The organism is Pseudomonas sp. TMP9 (assembly GCF_037943105.1).
Classification (GTDB): domain Bacteria; phylum Pseudomonadota; class Gammaproteobacteria; order Pseudomonadales; family Pseudomonadaceae; genus Aquipseudomonas.
The window spans coordinates 1,272,279-1,292,668 of sequence record NZ_CP149803.1; the positions used below are offsets into that span (position 1 = coordinate 1,272,279).

Consider the following 20,390-nt stretch of genomic DNA (forward strand, 5'->3'; position numbering starts at 1 on the left):
CCATGAAAGCGTTTACCCAACACACCGGCTTGGTCGCTCCACTGGACCGCGCCAATGTTGACACCGATCAGATCATCCCCAAGCAGTTCTTGAAGTCGATCAAGCGCAGTGGCTTTGGCCCGAACTTGTTCGATGAGTGGCGTTATCACGATATCGGCCAGCCAAACCAAGACAACTCCCAGCGGCCGGTTAATCAGGACTTTGTACTGAACTTCGCCCGTTATCAGGGCGCCAGCGTGCTGCTGGCGCGGGAAAACTTCGGCTGCGGTTCCAGCCGTGAGCATGCGCCTTGGGCGCTGGAAGAATACGGTTTTCGCGCCATCATCGCGCCGAGCTTTGCTGACATCTTCTACAACAACAGCTTTAAGAACGGCTTGTTGCCGATCATCCTCAAGGAAGACGAAGTTGAGGCGTTGTTCCAGCAGGCTGAAGCGACTGTGGGTTGTCAACTGACGGTGGATTTAGCGGCGCAAACCGTGACCCGTATCGATGGTGTGCAGTACAGCTTTGAGGTAGATGCGTTCCGCAAACACTGCCTGCTCAATGGGTTGGATGATATCGGTCTGACCTTGCAGGACAGCGACGCGATCAAAACTTTTGAAAGCACCTATCAGCAGCGCAGCCCGTGGCTGTTCGGCGCCATCAAATAAATGAAAGGGTAGGGTGGATGGCGCTTCATCCATCTACCGTGCTGGGTTTCGGTGGATGAAAACAGCGTCAACTACGCGTCCCGATCCACCCTCCGAAAAATTGAGAGATGTAATGAGCAAGCAAATTCTGATTCTGCCAGGCGACGGTATCGGCCCAGAAATCATGGCCGAAGCGGTCAAGGTATTAAACCTGGCCAACGACAAGTACAGCCTGGGTTTTGAGCTGAGCTTTGATGACCTCGGTGGCGCGGCCATCGACCGTTATGGCGTGCCATTGGCTGACGAAACCTTGGCCAAAGCTCGTGCGGCTGATGCCATTTTGCTTGGCGCTGTCGGTGGTCCGAAGTGGGATGCTATTGACCCAAGCATCCGACCGGAGCGTGGCCTACTGAAAATCCGCTCGCAGCTGGGCCTGTTCGGCAATCTGCGCCCAGCCATTCTCTATCCGCAACTGGCGGATGCCTCCAGCCTCAAGCGTGAGATCGTTGCGGGTCTGGATATTCTGATCGTGCGTGAGCTGACCGGCGGCATCTATTTCGGCAGCCCACGTGAGAGCAAGGTGCTGGAAAATGGCGAGCGCATGGCTTACGACACCTTGCCATATAGCGAGAGTGAAATTCGCCGGATTGCTCGTGTTGGTTTTGACATGGCCCGTGTGCGCGGCAAGAAGCTGTGCTCCGTGGACAAGGCCAACGTATTGGCGTCCAGCCAACTGTGGCGCGCCGTGGTGATTGAAGTGTCTAAGGACTATCCCGACGTCGAACTCAGTCACATGTATGTCGATAACGCTGCCATGCAACTGGTGCGCGCGCCCAAGCAGTTCGATGTGATGGTCACCGACAACCTGTTCGGCGATATTTTATCGGATGAAGCGTCCATGCTTACCGGCTCCATCGGCATGCTGCCGTCGGCCTCCTTGGATGCCAATAACAAGGGTATGTATGAGCCGTGCCACGGCAGCGCGCCAGATATCGCCAGGCAGGGCATTGCCAACCCGTTGGCGACCATCCTTTCGGTGTCAATGATGCTGCGTTACAGCTTTAATCAAACGGCCGCCGCCGATGCCATCGAGCTGGCGGTGAGCAATGTGCTGGATCAGGGCTTGCGCACCGGTGACATCTTCAGCGCCGGTACGACCAAGGTCGGCACCGCAGCAATGGGTGATGCGGTAGTCGAAGCGTTGCGCAGTCTGTAATCTTCCTGGCCCGTCGGACGGTTCCGGCGGTCAGCTTATATAGGTGTAGTGGTTATGAAGCGTGTAGGTCTAGTCGGTTGGCGTGGCATGGTCGGTTCCGTGCTGATGCAACGTATGCTGGAAGAGCAGGATTTCGATTTGATCGAGCCCGTGTTCTTCACCACCTCCAATGTCGGCGGCCAAGGCCCGGCGATTGGCAAGGAAACGGCAGCCTTGAAGGATGCCTACAGTATTGACGAGCTGAAAAGCCTAGACGTGATCCTGACCTGCCAAGGCGGCGACTACACCCATGAGGTCTTCCCCAAGCTGCGCGAGGCCGGCTGGCAGGGTTATTGGATTGATGCGGCATCCAGCCTGCGCATGGCCGATGATTCGGTGATCGTGCTCGATCCGGTCAACCGCAAGGTGATTGATCAACAACTGGATGCCGGCACCAAGAACTATATCGGTGGTAACTGCACCGTCAGCTTGATGCTAATGGCCTTGGGCGGTCTGTATGAAGCCGGGTTGGTCGAGTGGATGAGCGCCATGACCTATCAGGCCGCAAGCGGCGCTGGCGCGCAGAACATGCGGGAGCTGATCAAGCAAATGGGCGCGATTCACGGTTCAGTTGCCAATGAGCTGGCAGACCCGGCCAGCGCCATTCTCGATATCGACCGTAAAGTTGCTGAGGCCATGCGCGGTGAGTCCTTTCCAGTGGATAACTTTGGTGTGCCGCTGGCCGGTAGCCTGATTCCTTACATCGATAAGGAACTGCCGAACGGGCAGAGCCGTGAAGAATGGAAAGGTCAGGCGGAAACCAACAAGATTCTCGGTCGTTTCAAGAGCCCAATCCCAATCGATGGGCTGTGTGTACGCATTGGTGCGATGCGCTGCCATAGCCAGGCGTTGACCATCAAGCTGAACAAAGATGTGCCGCTGGCGGACATCGAAGGCTTGATCAGCCAGCACAACCCATGGGTCAAACTGGTGCCGAACCAGCGCGAAGCGAGCATTCGTGATTTGGGGCCGACTGCCGTGACAGGCACCTTGAGCGTACCGATTGGTCGTCTGCGCAAACTTAATATGGGCTCGCAGTACTTGGGCGCATTTACCGTTGGCGACCAGTTGCTATGGGGTGCTGCTGAGCCGCTGCGGCGCATGCTGCGCATCTTGTTGGAGCGCTAATAGCGTCGTTCTGGCAGGTTAGAGGTTGATCCATAGAGGGTGGGTTGTTACGCGTTCGAGCCAAGCCGAGCGGGTAACCGCCCACTTCTTTGTATGTGGCGGACCAGCCCTACAATTGCGGCCTTACGGTTGCTTTAATTGGACGATTATCCAGCGACGCCTTTCGATGTTGTAGGTCAAAATGTAATCAATGTGGATCGGCTAGGTGTAGACATGGCTGATTCGACTGAGCTCAATTTGTCGATTGCGTCTGATAACGCGAGAAAAAGCGCGGCGCTGAACGCTGTGCAATTAGCCGAGTTGTTGATAAAACACTATCTGTAAAAGATACTTACCAAGAAATTTGAAGAATCTTTCGAGCTTAGCAATACTGGCTGAGTTGATTGCTGATTGGGATCGCGCCTGAGGGCGTGGTAGGCGGCAATTTTCAAGATCCTCTCGCTGGCCGAGAAAAAAAGATAAAACAAGGGATAACGCTATGGTTCGGGTTCGCAAACTGGTGCTGGCAATCGCAGCTGCTTCGTCGCTGTCATCCGGTATGGCGCACGCGCTGGGGTTGGGTGAAGTGACCCTGCAATCAGCGCTCAATCAGCCACTGATCGCTGAGATCGAGTTGCTGGAGGTGCGCGACCTAGCCTCTGGTGAGGTCTTACCGAGCCTGGCGTCTCCCGAAGCATTTAATAAGGCTGGAGTTGATCGTCAGTTCTTCCTGACGGACTTGAAATTCACCTCGGTGCTTAAACCCAATGGCAAAAGCGTCATTCGGGTCACCTCGAATAAGCCAATGCGTGAGCCCTACCTTAACTTTTTGGTAGAAGTGCTTTGGCCTAACGGCCGTTTGCTGCGTGAATACACGCTGCTGCTTGATCCGCCGCTCTACACCCCGCAAAGCGTAATCCCTGCTGCCGCGCAGTTACCAGTCGCCGCGCCAGCTCCAGCTCCAGCACCTCGCATCCAGCCCCCAGTTGCGCGCCAAGCCATTGCAGCTGTTCAACCGGCAGCTCCTTCGGCTCCAGCCGCCCCGGCCGCTATGCCGCTGAATGGCAATGAATACAAAACCACCGCCAATGACACGCTTTGGGAAATTGCCCAACGTGCACGCGCGGGCGGCAGTGTGCATCAAGCCATGCTGGCAATTCAGGACCTCAATCCGGACGCTTTTATCGGCGGTAATATCAACCGCCTTAAAAGTGGTCAAGTGCTGCGTCTACCTGATGAGCAGCAGGTCAAGAGCCGCGCCCAAGGCGAAGCCATCGCTCAGGTCGCCGAACAGAATACCGCTTGGCGCGAAGGCCGCAATGTCGCTGCCAGTGCTCGCCAGCTGGATGCAACCAAACGCACCAGCGCTGCAGCGGCGCCAGCCAAGGTTGACACCGGCGACAGCCTGAAATTAGTCGCAGCTGACAGCGGCAAAGCGACTGCCGGCAGCGATAAGGGTGCTGCCGACAGCAAGGCATTGACTGACAAGCTGGCCGTGACCCAAGAAAGCTTGGATTCCAGCCGTCGCGAAAACGACGAGCTTAAAGGCCGCATGACTGACTTGCAGAGCCAGCTGGATAAGTTGCAGCGCCTGATCCAGCTAAAAGACGATCAAATGGCAAAACTGCAGGCTGACCTTGCCGCTCAAAATCAGCCGCCTGCTGCTGCACCCGTTGCCGCAGAAGCTGCTGTCGTTGCTGAAGCAGCACCTGCCGCAGTTGAGCCGGCCGCAGAAGCTGTTCCACAAGATCCCGTAGCGGCCCCAGTCGTGCCTGCTACCTCTGCTGAAACAGATTTTAATTACAGCGAAGAGCCTGTCGCACAGCCTGAGGCTGCTGCTCCACCAGCGGTTCCAGAGCCCGCGCCGGTTGTGGCGCCTGAGCCGGCGCCGGTGGTTGCTGTTGCGCCGGTTGTTGAGGCGCCCGCTGTGGCTGAGTCGCCAGCTGAAAGTAACCCCTTGGACAGCCTGCTAGCCAACCCGTTGTTGTTGGGCGCTGCCGGTGGCGGTGCACTGCTGCTACTGCTGGTTGCGTTGATGATGCTGTCACGCCGCAATGCACTGAAAGAAGCGGAATTGCAGGACCGACTGGCGGCTGAGGATGGCTCATCTGAGTTGGGCGAAGGTCTGGATCTGGCAGACGACAGTTTTGCCGGCGTGACTGACGACTTTGATTCCCCGCAAAGCGATCTGGCAAAAGAGGAGCGTGTCACCGCGCAAACCGGGGATGCCTTGGGTGAGGCTGATATATATATAGCTTATGGCCGTTTCCCTCAGGCTGCTGAGCTGCTGCAAAGCGCTGTTAATGACGAGCCGCAACGCAGTGATCTTCGCCTGAAGTTAATGGAGGTCTATGCAGAAATGGGTGACCGCAACGGTTTTGCCCGTCAGGACAATGAATTACGTGAAATTGGCGGCAGCGCCGCCGAGCTTGATCAGATTAAAGCGCGTTACCCTGCCATGGCTGTTGCAGCTGGCGTAGGGTTGGCTGCCGCTACTGGCGCTGAACAGGGTCTTGATACGTTTAGTTTGGACGACCTGACCTTTGATGAGCCGAGCCCGAAAGCGACCGCTGGCGATCAGGATGATGCCTTTGATCTGAGCTTGGACGACCTTGAGTCCGAGCTGGATCGTGATCTGCAAGCCTCTGGCAATAATGCTGCGCTAGACGATCTGGACAGCTTGTCGCTCGACAGCGACCTAGATTTTAGTTCGCCGGTTGAGCAAGCCGACAGCAAAAACGATGAGCTGGATTTTGACCTGAGCCTGACTGATAGCAACGGCAGCGGTTTGGACTTAAGCGACGACATGGCTGACTTCAGTTTGGATTTGGACACCCCTGCAAAATCGGCGACGACTGCCGAGGATGACTTCCTGCTTAGCTTGGATGATGAGCCAACTGCGGCAAAAACTGCTGCCGAGCCCAGCTTTGAGCTGCCTGCAGAAGAAACTGATGGGGCATTTGATCTGCCTGCTGATTTTGACTTATCGCTGAGCGATGAAGCACCGGCGCAACCTTCGAGCGACAGCTTTGCCGCTCATCTGGATGAAGTCAGCGCTGAATTGGATTTGCTCTCTGATGATCTCGATCAGCCTGCTGATGCGGTTACGCCAGTAAGTGCAACTGCTACCGAAATGGACAATGACGATGACTTCGACTTCCTCTCGGGTACCGATGAAACGGCCACTAAGCTAGATCTGGCCCGCGCTTACATCGATATGGGTGATACAGAAGGTGCTCGCGATATTCTCGACGAAGTCGTCACCGAAGGTAATGAAGGTCAGCAACTGGAAGCCCGTGAGCTGATCGCTAAATTGGTTTGATACATGTCTGATGGTCTTACTACAACGGCAGCCGATTGGGCTGCCGTTGGCGTTTTCAAGATAGCCCTGGGTGTCGAGTACAAAGGTTCGCGCTATCGCGGTTTTCAGCGCCAGCGCGCCGGTGTGCCTTCCATTCAGGCATCGCTGGAAAAAGCCTTGGCTAAAGTTGCCGGTGGCGTCCCCGTTACCCTGAGTTGCGCAGGGCGAACCGATGCACTTGTGCACGCCAGTGCACAGGTGGTGCATTTTAATACGCCGGTTGACCGTTCCATGCATGCCTGGGTCATGGGCGCGAACATGAACTTGCCCGGTGATATCAGCGTGACGTGGGCAAAGTCCATGCCCGCGCACTTTGATGCGCGTTTCTGCGCTCAGGCGCGGCGCTACCGGTATGTGATTTATAACGATCCAATCCGCCCCGCACACATGGCTGAAGAAGTGACCTGGAATCACCGGCCGCTGGATATTGAGCGCATGCGTCAGGCTGCTCAGGCATTCCTGGGCACTCATGACTTCAGTGCCTTTCGTGCGCGCCAGTGTCAGGCCAAATCACCGATCAAAACCGTGCATCACCTTGAGTTGCTCCAACATGGCCGGTTTATTGTGCTGGACATCCGCGCCAACGCTTTTTTGCATCATATGGTGCGCAATATCGCTGGAGTGCTGATGACGATCGGTACCGGCGAGCGGCCTGTTGAGTGGGCGCAAGAAGTGCTGGAAAACCGTGTGCGTCGTACCGGTGGAGTGACTGCGCACCCTTATGGGCTTTATTTGGTGCAAGTCGACTACCCACAAGAGTTCGACCTGCCCAAGCGTTATCTTGGTCCGCACTTTCTCTCCGGCTTGGCGGATGTTGCGGCTGACGCCTGAAAAGCTATTTGCTAGGATCGGCCATCCACTGAATAAATCGAGGTCATCGCGTTGTCAGTCGTTCGCAGCAAAATTTGCGGCATTACCCGCATAGAAGATGCACTGGCGGCTGTTGAGGCAGGTGTAGACGCAATTGGCCTGGTTTTTTACGCACCAAGCCCACGCTGCGTCACGCTGCAGCAGGCGCGTTTGATTATCGCGGCCTTGCCGCCCTTTGTGACCACGGTTGGTTTATTTGTCGATGCCAGTCGCTGCGAGTTGGGTGAGATTCTTGATGCTGTGCCGCTGGATTTGTTGCAGTTTCATGGTGATGAAACTCCGGATGATTGTGATGGCTACCATCGGCCTTACATCAAAGCGCTGCGGGTCAGGCCCGACGACGACATCGCCGCGCAGGTTGCCTTGTATAAAAATGCCAGCGGCTTGCTTTTGGATACCTATGTGCCAGGGATTCCGGGAGGCACGGGTGAAGCCTTTGACTGGTCGCTGGTGCCTGACAACGTGGACAAGCCGGTTATTCTCGCGGGTGGTTTGACGGCTGAAAACGTTGCCCAAGCTATCGCCCAAGTGCGTCCTTATGCCGTAGACGTGAGTGGCGGTGTAGAGCTGGCCAAAGGCATTAAGGCTGCCACGAAGATTCGCGCTTTTATGCAAGCAGTAAGGGCTGCTTGAGCTGTGCTGGCTTGATGTGACGGCATTGCGGGCTTGGCCGTCCATAACCCTGTGTTGCAGGTGATATAAACGCTGCAGCGGTTGTTCGAGGGTGGCGGGTGTGCACGTGCTGCTGTAACGGCGATGCACCGGTCCCTGATTAAACTGCACTGATGAATTTTCCCGGACAGGCTTGGTCGCATACAGCGCGGTCTGCCCGGTTAACAGCTTTGGAGAGTCAAGAGCATGAGCAACTGGTTGGTAGACAAACTGATCCCATCGATCATGCGTTCCGAGATCAAGAAGAGTTCGGTGCCTGAAGGCTTGTGGCACAAGTGCCCATCCTGCGACTCAGTGCTGTACAAACCTGAGCTGGAAAAAACCTTGGATGTTTGCCCCAAGTGCAATCATCACATGCGTATTGATGCGCGCATGCGCTTGAATATCTTCCTCGATGCTGAAGGGCGCGAGGAGCTGGGCGCTGAGTTGGAGCCGGTTGACCGGCTAAAATTTCGCGACAGTAAAAAGTACAAAGATCGCCTCGTTGGTGCGCAGAAACAGACGGGTGAAAAAGATGCTTTGGTCGCCATTCGCGGCACACTGGAAGGCATGCCGATTGTCACCTGCGCCTTCGAGTTCTCATTTATGGGCGGCTCTATGGGCGCGGTTGTGGGTGAGCGCTTTGTTCGTGCAGCCAATGCCGCTTTGGAACAACGTTGCCCGTTAGTGTGTTTTTCCGCATCGGGCGGTGCGCGCATGCAAGAAGCGCTGATCTCACTGATGCAGATGGCCAAAACCTCTGCCGTGTTAGCGCGGCTGCGCGAAGAGGGCATTCCATTTATTTCGGTGTTAACTGATCCGGTGTACGGCGGCGTATCTGCGAGCCTAGCCATGCTTGGCGATGTGATCGTGGCTGAGCCCCGTGCGCTGATCGGTTTTGCTGGGCCACGCGTGATTGAGCAGACCGTGCGCGAGAAACTGCCGGAAGGCTTTCAGCGCAGTGAGTTCTTGCTGGAGCACGGTGCTATCGACATGATCATTCACCGTGCTGAACTGCGTCCGCGCTTGGCCCGTTTGTTGGCGCAATTTATGGGGCTACCTTCTCCTGTCTCGTTGCCGGCGACGGCATGACCGAGCGTTCTCTTGCCGACTGGCTGAGTTATTTGGAGCAACTGCATCCCATCGCCATTGATATGGGCTTGGAGCGTTCTCGCCTAGTGCTCCAGCGTCTTGGCTTAGCTAAGTTGGCCCCACGAGTGATTACCGTCACTGGGACCAATGGCAAGGGTTCAACCTGTGCATTTATTGCCGCGCTGCTGCAAGGGCAGGGGCTCAAGGTCGGTGTTTACAGCTCACCCCACCTGCTGCGTTACAACGAGCGGGTGCGCATTGGCGGAATCGAAGCCAGTGATGCCATGCTCTGTGAAGCCTTCGCTGCTGTTGAGGCGGCGCGTGGCGAGGTTTCACTGACCTATTTCGAGATGGGCACGCTGGCAGCATTTTGGCTGTTTCAGCAGGCCAGCCTGGATGCGCTGGTGCTGGAAGTCGGCCTCGGTGGTCGATTGGACACGGTCAATCTACTGGATGCTGATATCGCCGTGGTTACCAGCATCGGTATCGATCATATCGAGTGGTTGGGTAATAGCCGCGAGTCAGTGGCGTTTGAGAAAGCTGGAATCTTCCGTGCGGGTAAGCCTGCCATTTGTGGCGATCTTGAGCCGCCGCAACCTTTACTTGAGCGTGTGGCCATGCTCGATGCGCCGTTCTTCCTGCGTGGTCGCGACTACGACCTCGCGGTTAATGCGCAAGACTGGTCGTGGTACGGGCTCAATGCTCAAGGGGAAGTGCTGAGTCTGGCGCATTTACCGCTGCTTGATTTGCCCATGGAAAATGCAGCGTTGGCGCTACAAGCATACGCGGCGCTGGGGTTGCCCTGGCAGCCTGAGGTGATTAGCCTGGCCTTACAGCAAACGCGGATGATTGGCCGGCTTGATCATCGCAAACTTAATTGGCAGGGCAAGTCAGTCACGCTGCTGCTCGATGTTGGGCATAATCCGCATGCCGCCGAATACCTCGCGCAGCGACTGGCCAATCGAGTGATCCCAGGTAAGCGCTTGGCTGTGTTCGGTTTACTGGCTGACAAAGATTTACCGGGTGTAGTGGCGCCATTGTTAAGTGAGGTGGACAGTTGGGCGGTAACGGCTTTGCCGAATAGCCGCACGCGGACTGCCGCTGAACTCAACGCGCATTTACATCACAATGGGGCGCGTGTGAGCGCTTATTCAAGCGTGCAGGCTGCGCTCGAAGCTCAGTTTGAGCAGGCTTCGGAGGATGATGAAGTGCTGCTTTTTGGATCTTTCTACTGCGTGGCCGAGGCCCTAGATTGGCTGGCCCAACAAGCCAATGGGGGCGTGCAGGATGGCTTTGCTGGATAAAGGTTTGAAGCAGCGCATGGTCGGAGCGCTGGTATTGCTGGCGTTGGCGGTGATTTTCCTGCCAATGTTGCTATCGCGTGAAGATGAGTCGCAGCAGGTTCAGGTTGATGCGCCGCCCATGCCAACGACGCCCGACGTGGCGGATGTCGAGTTGCAGGAGGTGGTCGTTCCTGAGCCGCAGCTACTGCCCGACGAGCCTATCGGCGCTGAAGCGGCGCAGAGCTTGGAATCTGCTGAGCCGCCGGCCATCGCAGCGGCTGGTTCCACGCCACCCGTAAAAGTTGAACCTGTAGCAACGCCGCCGCAGGCTACGCCAAGTAAATTGGATGCCAATAGCCTGCCGATCAGTTGGTCGGTGCAGCTGGCAAGCCTGTCCAGTGGTGAGGGTGCGCAAAAGCTGCAGAAAACCTTACGCAGCCAAGGTTATAACGCCTATATCCGCACCTTTGATGGCATGAATCGGGTGTTTGTTGGGCCGTTGATCGAGCGCGCCGAGGCGGACCGCCTGCGTGATCAGCTCAATCGTCAGCACAAGCTCAATGGTTTTGTCGTGCGCTTTCAGCCCGAAGCCGGCTGATTCAGCGGCCTAGGCTCTTCGCTTAGCCGATTGGGTGCGCCCCGGCGCGCTGGTTTTCAGTGCGTAGCCAATCCTTTGTTTACTCCCCGCACAGGTGCTCTGCTAAAATACAGCGCCTTTATTGTCGGTAACCTGCATCGTGGCATTCACCTGGGTCGATTGGGCCATTATCGCCATTGTCGCCATCTCAAGTCTGATCAGCCTGAGCCGCGGCTTCGTCAAAGAAGCCCTGTCATTGCTGAGCTGGATAATTGCTGGCGTCGTCGCTTGGATGTTTGGTGGCGCGTTGTCGCAGCACTTGGTCGGTTATATCGACACGCCTTCAGCGCGGGTAATAGCGGGGTGCGCACTCCTATTTGTAGTCACCTTGTTAGTCGGTGCATTAGTCAATTACCTGATTGGTGAGTTGATCCGGGTCACTGGGTTGTCCGGTACTGACCGTTTCCTCGGCATGGTCTTTGGCGCGGCGCGCGGTGGCTTATTGGTGGTGGTGCTGGTGGGTTTGATCAGTTTGGCTCCGGTTCAGCAAGACCTGTGGTGGCAGCAATCGACACTTGTGCCGCATTTTCTGATGGTGGCTGACTGGTCGAAGAATCTAATTCTTGGTCTCTCCAGTCAGTGGCTCGCCAGCGGTATTAGCGCGCCGGTGGAATTCCCTTTCAAAGAAGCCTTGCTGCAGCCCAAACTGCCGTAAGTGCATCCAGACTTATCGTGTTTTATTGAGTAGAGGTTGCATCGCATGTGCGGCATTGTCGGTATCGTCGGTAAATCGAACGTCAATCAGGCGCTGTATGACGCCCTCACCGTCCTCCAGCACCGCGGCCAGGATGCTGCCGGTATTGTTACCAGTCATGATGGCCGCCTGTTCTTGCGCAAAGACAACGGGCTGGTGCGTGACGTCTTTCAGCAGCGGCATATGCAACGGCTGGTTGGTCACATGGGTATCGGCCATGTGCGCTACCCAACCGCAGGCAGCTCCAGTTCAGCTGAGGCGCAGCCTTTCTACGTCAACTCGCCTTATGGCATCACCTTGGCGCACAACGGCAACCTGACGAATGTCGAGCAGCTGGCCAAGGAGATTTACGAGTCTGACCTGCGCCACGTGAACACTAACTCTGACTCCGAAGTGCTGCTCAACGTCTTCGCCCATGAGCTGGCTCAGCGCGGCAAGTTGCAGCCTACCGAGGAAGATGTTTTCGCCGCCGTGACGGATGTTCACGAGCGCTGCGTGGGGGGTTACGCGGTGGTGGCGATGATCACCGGTTACGGTATTGTCGGTTTCCGCGATCCTAACGGCATCCGGCCGATTGTCTTTGGTCAACGCCACACCGATGAAGGTGTGGAGTACATGATTGCCTCCGAAAGCGTGTCACTGGATGTGCTGGGCTTCACCCTGATTCGTGATGTTGCGCCGGGTGAAGCGGTGTACATCACTGAAGACGGCATGCTGCACACCCGCCAGTGCGCGACCAATCCAAAATACGCGCCCTGCATATTCGAACACGTTTACTTGGCTCGCCCTGACTCGATCATGGATGGCGTCTCGGTTTACAAGGCGCGCCTGCGCATGGGTGAGAAACTGGCCGATAAGATTCTGCGCGAACGCCCTGAGCACGACATTGATGTGGTTATCCCGATCCCAGATACCAGCCGCACGTCGGCCTTGGAGCTGGCCAATCACTTGGGCGTGAAGTTCCGTGAAGGCTTTGTGAAGAACCGCTACATTGGCCGTACCTTCATCATGCCGGGGCAGGCGGCGCGGAAGAAATCCGTGCGCCAGAAGCTCAACGCCATTGAGCTGGAGTTCCGTGGCAAGAACGTGATGCTGGTGGACGACTCCATCGTGCGCGGCACCACCTGTAAGCAGATCATCCAGATGGCGCGTGAAGCGGGTGCGAAAAACGTCTACTTCTGCTCGGCGGCACCTGCGGTGCGTTACCCCAATGTGTATGGCATTGACATGCCCAGCGCTCACGAACTGATTGCCCACAACCGCAGCACCGAAGAGGTGGCCGAGCTAATCGGTGCTGATTGGCTGATCTACCAAGACCTGCCAGACCTAATTGAAGCGGTGGGTGGCGGTAAGGTTAAGATCGAGCACTTCGATTGCGCGGTGTTTGATGGCAAGTATGTGACGGGTGATGTTGACGAGGCTTACCTGAACAAGATTGAACAGGCCCGCAACGATCTGTCGAAGGTCAAATCCCAAGCGGTCAGCGCGATTATTGATCTTTATAACAACTGAGTGTGTAGCCCGGCTCTGAGGTAGCAACATGAAGCAAGAATGGCAAGCCGGGCGGTTGGACAGCGACCTCGAAGGCGTCGGCTTTGACACCTTAGCCGTGCGGGCTGGGCAACATCGCTCGCCAGAAGGCGAGCACAGTGAGGCGATTTACCCCACGTCCAGCTACGTGTTTCGCAGCGCCGCCGATGCCGCTGCGCGCTTTGCCGGTGAAGTACCCGGTAACGTCTACTCGCGCTATACCAACCCGACGGTGCGCGCTTTTGAGGAGCGCATCGCCGCGTTGGAAGGCGCCGAGCAAGCGGTTGCGACTTCATCGGGCATGTCGGCCATTCTCGCGATGGTCATGAGTATGTGCAGCGCAGGTGACCATGTGTTGGTCTCTCGCAGCGTATTTGGTTCGACCATCAGCCTGTTCGAAAAATACCTTAAACGCTTCGGTGTGCAGGTCGATTATGTGCCGCTGGCCAACCTCGACGGCTGGGCGGCTGCCTGCAAAGCTAACACCAAGCTGTTGTTTGTTGAGTCGCCTTCCAACCCGTTGGCTGAGTTGGTGGACATCGCCGCTTTGGCCGACATCGCTCACAGCAAAGGCGCATTGCTGGCGGTAGACAATTGCTTCTGTACCCCGGCCTTGCAGCAGCCACTGAAGCTGGGCGCCGACATCATCATGCACTCGGCGACCAAGTACATTGACGGGCAGGGCCGCAGCATGGGCGGCGTGTTGGCCGGCAGTGCCAAACTGATGGCCGATGTGGTGGGCTTTTTACGCACCGCCGGGCCGACACTTAGCCCGTTTAATGCCTGGATTTTCCTCAAGGGCTTGGAAACGCTGCGTATCCGCATGCAGGCGCATTGCGCCAGCGCCCTGCATCTGGCGCAGTGGTTGCAACAGCAGCCGGGCATCGAGCAGGTGTATTACGCCGGTTTGCCCAGTCACCCCCAGCATGAGTTAGCCAAACGCCAGCAGAGTGCTTTTGGTGCGGTGGTCAGCTTTGAGGTGAAGGGCGGTAAAGAGGCGGCGTGGCGGTTTATTGATGCCACACGGGTGATTTCCATTACCACCAACTTAGGCGATACCAAGACCACCATCGCCCACCCGGCGACCACGTCCCATGGTCGCCTGACACCTACTGAACGCGCCAATGCCGGTATTCGTGACAACCTGATTCGCGTTGCCGTTGGCCTCGAAGACGTGGTCGATTTGCAGGCTGATCTGGCCCGAGGGCTGGCGGCGCTCTGACGCGTTAACGCGGTGGTTAAGGTAGATAAAAATGCCCTGCTTTTAATTGAGCAGGGCATTTTTTGCTGTTCTATTCGCGCAGATCGACGGCTCCAGCTTCAGCTTTGTCGAACAGCTGCAGCGGATCGCGCGGCAGGATGCCGGGTCGATAATCCTCGCGCACATCACCGAGCACCCTAATATCGCTGTATTTCTTGCCGGACAACGCGGCCATGCCGGCGGCATCGCGGATCACCGTCGGGCGCAGAAAAACCATTAAGTTGCGTTTGATCCGGGTTTCCTTGGTCGAGCGGAACAGTCTGCCGAGCAGCGGAATATCACCGAGCAGCGGCACCTTCGAATCAGCCTGGGTGACGTCATCCTGGATCAAGCCGCCAAGCACTATCACCTGGCCGTTTTCAGCGAGGATGGTGCTTTTGATCGAGCGTTTGTTGGTGATCAGGTCGACCGCATTCACCCCTTGGCTGGTGGGCGCGATGGAGGATATTTCCTGCTCGATTTCCAGACGTAGGCTAGCGCCATCGTTGATATGCGGGGTGACTTTTAGGGTCACGCCGATGTCCTGACGTTCGATGGTGGTAAAGGGGTTATCGGCGCCAGAACCACTGGTGGTAAAGGAGCCAGTCTGGAAGGGTACGTTTTGCCCGACCAAGATTTCCGCTTTCTGGTGGTCCAAGGTCAGCAGGCTGGGCGTGGACAGCAAGTTACTCTTGCTGTTGGCTGACAGTGCGGTGACCAGCACGCCGAAACTGTCGGTACCTAGGCCAATGATTGCGCCGTCAGGCAGGTTGCTCAGGGTGTTGTTGTCGACATCGTTTTTATTGTCTTGGATGGCTTGTAAGACCCGACCCACCGATAACCCGGTACCGCTGAAATTAGTACCGCCCAAGCCGCCACTACCGCCACGGGCATCCATGGCCCATTGCACACCGAGGGCGTCGCTGATATCGCCGGAGACCTCGACAATTGCCGCTTCAACCATCACTTGGGCGCGCGGCACATCGAGTTGACGGACGATATCTTCCAGCGTGGCAACCACATCCGGCTCAGCCAATAACACCAGCGCGTTCAGGCTTTCATCTGCGCGAATCAATACGGTTTGGGGTTTGCCGGTGGCTTCCCCGGTTGCTTCAGGTTTGAGTTTTTCAGAAATCTCGCCGAGGGTCTCCGCCATACTTTTGGCATCGCCGTGACGCAGACGAATCACCCGGGTATTGGCCGAGCGACTGGCGGGGGTGTCCAGTGTTTGCGCCAACGCCAGCAACTTGGCCCGTGCTGCCGGTGGGCCGAGCACAATCAAGCGATTGGTGCGCCCGTCGGCAATCACTTGCGTGCCGGACGCGCCCTTGGCCTGGCCGCGATCCACGGCGTTGCGCAGCACTTCAGCGGTGTCCATGACCCAGGCATGCTGCAGGTCGAGCACGCTGTAGTCGTTCTGGCCCTTCTGGTCGAGTTGGCGCAATAAATCTTCAATGCGTTCGATATTGGCGCTGCGGTCGCTGATGATGATCGCGTTAGCGCTGCTGATTGCCGCTAAGTGGCCATATTGCGGCACCAGGGGGCGGATCAGTGGGATCAATTCAGCGGCCGAACCATGCTGCACTTGGATCAAGCGAGTTTCCAAACGGTCCGGTGCCGGACGGCCAGCGTCAGCGTCGGCCTTGGCCTCAGCGTTGGGCACGATGCGCGCTTGGTCACCCTGAGTGATCACGCTAAAACCGTGGGTGGCCATCACCGAGAGAAACAGTTGATAGACCTCACTTAACGTCAGTGGGCTATTGGATACCACGCTGACCTGGCCCTTGACCCGTGGATCGACGACAAAGGTTTGCCCGCTGATGTGCGCCACCTGGTCGATAAACTCGCGGATATCGGCGCCCTTAAGGTTGATAGTCCAGCTTTCTTCCTGCTGGCTGGCGCTCGGCGCCACGGCTGTCACAGCGGCGCTCGCCGGCAACGCGCTGCAGGCGAGACCCGCAGCCAATAGGGCAAAGGTAAGGCGCGAGAGAGTCGGGGTCATCGTGTCAGTTGTTTTCCGTGGTCTGTTTGGTGGAGGTTGCAGCGTCAGGCAAGAGGGTTGAGTCCTGCATTTGCTGGCGCAGCGCGTCCATGCGCTCGCGCAGTTGACTGAGGTCATCCGATTGCATCTCGCTCAGCTGTTCAACAGGGTCAACGGCTGCTTGCGGCGCGCTGTTTTTGAGGGTGCCCGCAGGCGAGCTGTTAAGCGCAAAAGCCAGGCTCTCGCGACGGCCATTGCGGATCAATTCAACACGATCAGCCGCCACTGAATGCAAGCGCACGCCATTACTGATTTCGCCATCGACGCTGTAGAGTTGTGCAGTGCTGCCTTCGCTGCGGATGATGGCGCTGGAGCGTTTGGGGTCGGCGTGCACAAAACTGCCCAACAGCGTCAGGCGCAGGGTAGTGCTGGGGGCGAGGTCATTGTTGGTAACGTTGTTGCCGAACAATTGGCTAATCTCAGCGCTTTGCGCCGGTACTGCAGATGGGTTCGCACTGTTGTTGCTGACAGTCACCGGCGCACGCAACAACCGCAGCCAATCGGCGCTCTGCCAGGCCAGGCTTACGCTCATAGCGGTTACCAGCGCAAGGCCCACCAGTGTGATGGCATAACGCTGCAGCCAATGCTGGGAAGCCAAAAGAGGCAAGTGGCGTCACTCCAGAACTTTTTATTATGTGGCGCTTAGCGCACTGATAATAAACAGTTACCGGGCATTTGACAGCCCCCGCCTGGGGTAGTGTTTCGCTTCGCTCAATGTGCTAAAGATAGTGTTGTTTTTCGCTTCAGCACGAGCCGCTTATAACAATTAATCCGCAGAACCCCTGACGTTGAGCATTCGCCCTGTGGCGCGTGCGTGCCGCCGAGTTACTGTGTCTAAGGCCTGTTACGAATGAATGCGTTGCTTATAGACGTACCCGCAAGGCGTTTGCCTTTTAGCTTTGCCAAGCGTCATGGCGTGGTGCTGCTCACGGCCGATGGCCTGCCAGCGCTAGCCTACCGTGTGGGTGCTGATTTAGTTGCGCTGGCTGAAGCGCAGCGTTTTGCCGGGGTGCAGTTACCGCTGCGATCATTGTCGCCTGATGCCTTCGAGCAAGCCCTGGCCAAGGCTTATCAGCACGATTCAGCATCCATGCAGTTGGCCGAAGACATTGGCGGTAGCCTCGATCTTGCCGCCTTGGCTGAGCAGATTCCAGAAACCGAAGACCTACTGGAACAGGAAGACAACGCGCCGATTATTCGCTTGATCAATGCCATTCTCGGTGAGGCGATCAAGGAAAATGCCTCAGATATTCACCTCGAAACCTTCGAGAAACGTCTCGTCGTGCGTTTTCGCGTGGACGGTATTCTGCGTGAAGTGCTGGAGCCTAAGCGCGAGTTGGCAGCGCTGCTGGTCTCAAGAATAAAGGTGATGGCGCGCCTGGATATTGCTGAAAAGCGCGTTCCGCAGGACGGGCGGATTTCCCTGAAAGTTGGCGGCCGTGAGGTGGATGTGCGGGTCTCGACCTTGCCTTCGGCCAACGGTGAGCGGGTGGTGTTGCGTTTGCTCGACAAGCAGGCCGGCCGTCTGAATTTGCAACACTTGGGCATGAGCGCCCGCGACCGCGACCTGATGGAAGCCACTGTGCGCAAGCCTCATGGCATCTTGCTGGTCACCGGGCCTACCGGTTCAGGCAAAACCACCACGCTGTACGCCAGCTTGGTCAGCTTGAATGACCGCACGCGCAATATTCTTACCGTCGAAGATCCGATTGAGTATCACCTTGAAGGCATCGGCCAGACTCAAGTCAATGCCAAAGTTGAGATGACGTTCGCCCGCGGTCTGCGCGCCATTTTGCGTCAAGACCCCGACGTGGTGATGGTCGGCGAGATTCGTGATAAAGAAACCGCCGAGATCGCTGTGCAGGCCTCATTGACCGGCCACTTAGTGCTCTCGACCTTGCACACCAATAGCGCGATTGGCGCAATCACCCGCCTGGTGGATATGGGCATTGAGCCGTTTTTGTTGTCGTCATCTTTGCTCGGCGTACTCGCCCAGCGCTTGGTGCGCGTGCTGTGTCCGCACTGTAAGCAGGCCTATCAGGCGGATAGCGCTGAATGCACGTTACTAGGACTAGATGCTGCAACACCGCCGACCCTGTATCACGCCCGCGGCTGTGTTGAGTGTCATCAACAGGGTTATCGCGGCCGTACCGGTATTTACGAGCTGGTGGTGTTCGATGAGCATCTGCGCACGCTGATTCACAACGCCGCTTCCGAGCAGGACATGACCCGTCACGCCCGCACGCTTGGCCCGAGCATTCGTGAGGATGGCCGGCGCAAAGTGCTGGAAGGCGCGACCACGGTCGAAGAAGTGCTGCGCGTGACACGCGAAGAATGAGCAGGAAAGCATAATGGCCGCCTTCGAATACCTGGCCTTGGACGGTAACGGCCGCCAGCAGAAAGGCGTACTGGAAGCCGACAGCGCCCGTCAGGTGCGGCAAATGCTGCGTGAGCGGCAACTGGCGCCCTTGGATGTGAAAGCCACTCGCACCCGAGAACATGCCGGCGCAGGTTCGCACTTCAGTTTTGCCCGGGGTATTTCTGCCAGTGATCTGGCGTTGATTACTCGCCAGTTGGCGACGCTGGTGCAGGCCGCGTTGCCGATTGAAGAATCTTTACGTGCGGCAGCCGCTCAGGCCAGTTCGCCGCGTATTCAAAGTATGTTGCTGGCGGTGCGGGCGCGTGTGCTGGAAGGCCATGATTTAGCCAGTAGCCTGAAAGAGTTCCCTTCAGCGTTCCCCGAGCTATACCGCGCCACTGTGGCTGCGGGTGAGCATGCGGGTCATCTCGGCCCGGTGCTGGAACAACTGGCTGATTACACAGAGCAGCGCCAGCAGTCGCGGCAGAAAATCCAGCTGGCGCTGCTTTATCCGTTGATTTTGATGTGCGCTTCCTTGCTGATCGTCGGTTTTCTACTCGGCTACGTTGTGCCGGATGTGGTGCGGGTGTTTATCGACTCAGGCCAGCAGTTGCCGGCGCTGACCCGTGGCCTGATTGCCTTGAGTGATTGGGTCAAGAGCTGGGGCTGGCTGGCAGTTATTTTAGCGACAGTGGCGGTATTTGCCTTGCGCTGGGCGCTGCGCGATGACGCCGTTAAGGCGCGCTGGCATGGTTTTCTTTTGCGTGTTCCGTTGGTGCGGCGGCTGATTCGCGCCACTGACTGCGCACGTTTCGCCTCGACTTTGGCGATTCTGACCCGCAGCAGTGTGCCGTTGGTGGAGGCGCTGGGGATTGGTGCGCAGGTGATCGCCAATCGGGTGATCCGTGCTGACGTGGTGATTGCTGCGCAAAAGGTCCGCGAGGGCGGCAGCCTGACCCGCTCGTTGGAAGCCAGTGGGCAGTTCCCGCCGATGATGTTGCACATGATTGCCAGCGGCGAACGCTCCGGTGAGCTGGACCAAATGCTGGCACGCACTGCACGCAATCAGGAAAACGACCTGAGTGCTCAGGTGGCCCTGCTGGTCGGGCTGTTTGAGCCGTTTATGTTGGTGTTTATGGGCGCGGTGGTGCTGGTGATCGTACTGGCCATTCTGCTGCCGATTCTTTCGTTGAACCAATTGGTGGGGTAAGCAGTGAACACGACGCAGAAGGGTTTTACGCTGATTGAAATCATGGTGGTGGTGGTGATTCTCGGCATTCTCGCCGCGCTGGTGGTGCCGCAGGTGATGAGTCGCCCTGATCAGGCCAAGATCACCGTGGCCAAGGGTGATATCAAAGCGGTCGCCGCTGCGCTGGATATGTACAAATTGGACAACTACGCCTACCCCAGCACCCAGCAAGGGTTAGAGGCGCTGGTGAAAAAACCATCGGGCAATCCGCAGCCAAAAAACTGGAACCGCGACGGTTACCTCAAGCGTCTGCCGATTGACCCCTGGGGCAATGTTTATCAATACCTCGCTCCCGGCACCAAGGGCGCGTTCGACCTGTATTCGCTGGGCGCAGATGGCAAAGATGGCGGCAGCGACAATGATGCTGATATCGGTAATTGGGACCTCTGATT

Annotated in this window: 17 protein-coding genes and 1 pseudogene; 16 read left to right on the plus strand and 2 right to left on the minus strand. The window is 57.2% G+C overall.

What is annotated here, in order from left to right:
• The first annotated feature begins 2 nt into the window (after nt 1-2).
• The 13 genes and pseudogenes from leuD (at nt 3) to WF513_RS06085 (ending at nt 14,331) form a co-directional block, all read left to right on the plus strand.
• Nucleotides 3-650 (plus strand): 3-isopropylmalate dehydratase small subunit, encoded by a 648-nt coding sequence (gene leuD / locus WF513_RS06025; RefSeq protein WP_339082392.1) that lies wholly within the window; start codon nt 3-5, stop codon nt 648-650.
• Nucleotides 651-762: 112 nt separating this feature from the next.
• Nucleotides 763-1,845: a 3-isopropylmalate dehydrogenase gene (leuB, locus tag WF513_RS06030; RefSeq protein WP_339082394.1), complete on the plus strand. Its 1,083-nt coding sequence runs from the start codon at nt 763-765 to the stop codon at nt 1,843-1,845.
• Between the two features lie 54 nt (nt 1,846-1,899).
• Entirely contained in the window at nt 1,900-3,012 is a 1,113-nt protein-coding gene (asd, locus tag WF513_RS06035) for an aspartate-semialdehyde dehydrogenase (protein ID WP_339082396.1), read from the plus strand.
• A 165-nt stretch (nt 3,013-3,177) separates the two neighbouring features.
• Nucleotides 3,178-3,336 (plus strand): annotated as a pseudogene (locus WF513_RS06040) (N-acetyl-gamma-glutamyl-phosphate reductase); the annotation flags it as partial.
• Nucleotides 3,337-3,490: 154 nt separating this feature from the next.
• The gene (locus tag WF513_RS06045; RefSeq protein ID WP_339082398.1) at nt 3,491-6,313 is read left to right on the plus strand and encodes a FimV/HubP family polar landmark protein; all 2,823 of its coding nucleotides are present in this window, start codon (nt 3,491-3,493) and stop codon (nt 6,311-6,313) included.
• Between the two features lie 3 nt (nt 6,314-6,316).
• Complete coding sequence (gene truA / locus WF513_RS06050; protein WP_339082399.1) at nt 6,317-7,183, plus strand: tRNA pseudouridine(38-40) synthase TruA; 867 nt, start codon at nt 6,317-6,319, stop codon at nt 7,181-7,183.
• A 51-nt stretch (nt 7,184-7,234) separates the two neighbouring features.
• The gene (locus WF513_RS06055) at nt 7,235-7,855 is read left to right on the plus strand and encodes a phosphoribosylanthranilate isomerase (protein ID WP_339082400.1); all 621 of its coding nucleotides are present in this window, start codon (nt 7,235-7,237) and stop codon (nt 7,853-7,855) included.
• 225 nt (nt 7,856-8,080) lie between these two features.
• A complete protein-coding gene (accD, locus tag WF513_RS06060) occupies nt 8,081-8,965 on the plus strand; it encodes an acetyl-CoA carboxylase, carboxyltransferase subunit beta (protein WP_339082401.1) in 885 nt (294 codons plus the stop codon).
• Nucleotides 8,962-10,269, plus strand: a complete 1,308-nt coding sequence (gene folC, locus WF513_RS06065; protein ID WP_339082403.1) for a bifunctional tetrahydrofolate synthase/dihydrofolate synthase — start codon at nt 8,962-8,964, stop codon at nt 10,267-10,269. The genes accD and folC overlap by 4 nt, the downstream gene beginning before the upstream one ends.
• Nucleotides 10,253-10,846 carry an SPOR domain-containing protein gene (locus WF513_RS06070; protein WP_339082405.1) on the plus strand — a complete coding sequence of 198 codons (594 nt, stop codon included), beginning with the start codon at nt 10,253-10,255 and terminating at the stop codon, nt 10,844-10,846. Before folC ends, WF513_RS06070 begins: the two co-directional genes overlap by 17 nt.
• A gap of 139 nt (nt 10,847-10,985) precedes the next feature.
• Nucleotides 10,986-11,540 (plus strand): CvpA family protein, encoded by a 555-nt coding sequence (locus WF513_RS06075; RefSeq protein ID WP_339082407.1) that lies wholly within the window; start codon nt 10,986-10,988, stop codon nt 11,538-11,540.
• A gap of 45 nt (nt 11,541-11,585) precedes the next feature.
• Nucleotides 11,586-13,091 (plus strand): amidophosphoribosyltransferase, encoded by a 1,506-nt coding sequence (gene purF / locus WF513_RS06080; protein WP_339082409.1) that lies wholly within the window; start codon nt 11,586-11,588, stop codon nt 13,089-13,091.
• A 28-nt stretch (nt 13,092-13,119) separates the two neighbouring features.
• Complete coding sequence (locus WF513_RS06085) at nt 13,120-14,331, plus strand: O-succinylhomoserine sulfhydrylase (protein WP_339082411.1); 1,212 nt, start codon at nt 13,120-13,122, stop codon at nt 14,329-14,331.
• A gap of 70 nt (nt 14,332-14,401) precedes the next feature.
• Here WF513_RS06085 and gspD read toward each other — a convergent pair whose 3' ends face one another.
• Nucleotides 14,402-16,351: a type II secretion system secretin GspD gene (gene gspD, locus WF513_RS06090; protein WP_339082413.1), complete on the minus strand. Its 1,950-nt coding sequence runs from the start codon at nt 16,349-16,351 to the stop codon at nt 14,402-14,404.
• A 4-nt stretch (nt 16,352-16,355) separates the two neighbouring features.
• Nucleotides 16,356-16,922 carry a type II secretion system protein N gene (locus WF513_RS06095; protein ID WP_339082415.1) on the minus strand — a complete coding sequence of 189 codons (567 nt, stop codon included), beginning with the start codon at nt 16,920-16,922 and terminating at the stop codon, nt 16,356-16,358.
• A gap of 318 nt (nt 16,923-17,240) precedes the next feature.
• Between WF513_RS06095 and gspE the strand changes: the two genes are divergently transcribed.
• Genes gspE through gspG form a run of 3 tightly spaced genes read left to right on the plus strand, consistent with a single transcriptional unit; the run spans nt 17,241 to nt 20,388 of the window.
• The gene (gspE, locus tag WF513_RS06100; protein WP_339082417.1) at nt 17,241-18,728 is read left to right on the plus strand and encodes a type II secretion system ATPase GspE; all 1,488 of its coding nucleotides are present in this window, start codon (nt 17,241-17,243) and stop codon (nt 18,726-18,728) included.
• Between the two features lie 13 nt (nt 18,729-18,741).
• Nucleotides 18,742-19,959: a GspF family T2SS innner membrane protein variant XcpS gene (gene xcpS, locus WF513_RS06105; protein WP_339082419.1), complete on the plus strand. Its 1,218-nt coding sequence runs from the start codon at nt 18,742-18,744 to the stop codon at nt 19,957-19,959.
• 42 nt (nt 19,960-20,001) lie between these two features.
• On the plus strand, nt 20,002-20,388 hold the full coding sequence (gene gspG, locus WF513_RS06110) for a type II secretion system major pseudopilin GspG (protein ID WP_339083439.1): 387 nt from the start codon (nt 20,002-20,004) through the stop codon (nt 20,386-20,388).
• Nucleotides 20,389-20,390 lie beyond the last annotated feature (2 nt).

Coding starts and splice junctions, on each gene's coding strand:
- leuD (WP_339082392.1), top strand. CDS start 3: ATGAAAGCGTTTACCCAACACACCGGCTTGGTCGCTCCACTGGACCGC.
- leuB (WP_339082394.1), top strand. CDS start 763: ATGAGCAAGCAAATTCTGATTCTGCCAGGCGACGGTATCGGCCCAGAA.
- asd (WP_339082396.1), top strand. CDS start 1,900: ATGAAGCGTGTAGGTCTAGTCGGTTGGCGTGGCATGGTCGGTTCCGTG.
- WF513_RS06045 (WP_339082398.1), top strand. CDS start 3,491: ATGGTTCGGGTTCGCAAACTGGTGCTGGCAATCGCAGCTGCTTCGTCG.
- truA (WP_339082399.1), top strand. CDS start 6,317: ATGTCTGATGGTCTTACTACAACGGCAGCCGATTGGGCTGCCGTTGGC.
- accD (WP_339082401.1), top strand. CDS start 8,081: ATGAGCAACTGGTTGGTAGACAAACTGATCCCATCGATCATGCGTTCC.
- folC (WP_339082403.1), top strand. CDS start 8,962: ATGACCGAGCGTTCTCTTGCCGACTGGCTGAGTTATTTGGAGCAACTG.
- WF513_RS06070 (WP_339082405.1), top strand. CDS start 10,253: ATGGCTTTGCTGGATAAAGGTTTGAAGCAGCGCATGGTCGGAGCGCTG.
- purF (WP_339082409.1), top strand. CDS start 11,586: ATGTGCGGCATTGTCGGTATCGTCGGTAAATCGAACGTCAATCAGGCG.
- WF513_RS06085 (WP_339082411.1), top strand. CDS start 13,120: ATGAAGCAAGAATGGCAAGCCGGGCGGTTGGACAGCGACCTCGAAGGC.
- gspD (WP_339082413.1), bottom strand. CDS start 16,351: ATGACCCCGACTCTCTCGCGCCTTACCTTTGCCCTATTGGCTGCGGGT.
- WF513_RS06095 (WP_339082415.1), bottom strand. CDS start 16,922: ATGAGCGTAAGCCTGGCCTGGCAGAGCGCCGATTGGCTGCGGTTGTTG.
- gspE (WP_339082417.1), top strand. CDS start 17,241: ATGAATGCGTTGCTTATAGACGTACCCGCAAGGCGTTTGCCTTTTAGC.
- xcpS (WP_339082419.1), top strand. CDS start 18,742: ATGGCCGCCTTCGAATACCTGGCCTTGGACGGTAACGGCCGCCAGCAG.
- gspG (WP_339083439.1), top strand. CDS start 20,002: ATGGTGGTGGTGGTGATTCTCGGCATTCTCGCCGCGCTGGTGGTGCCG.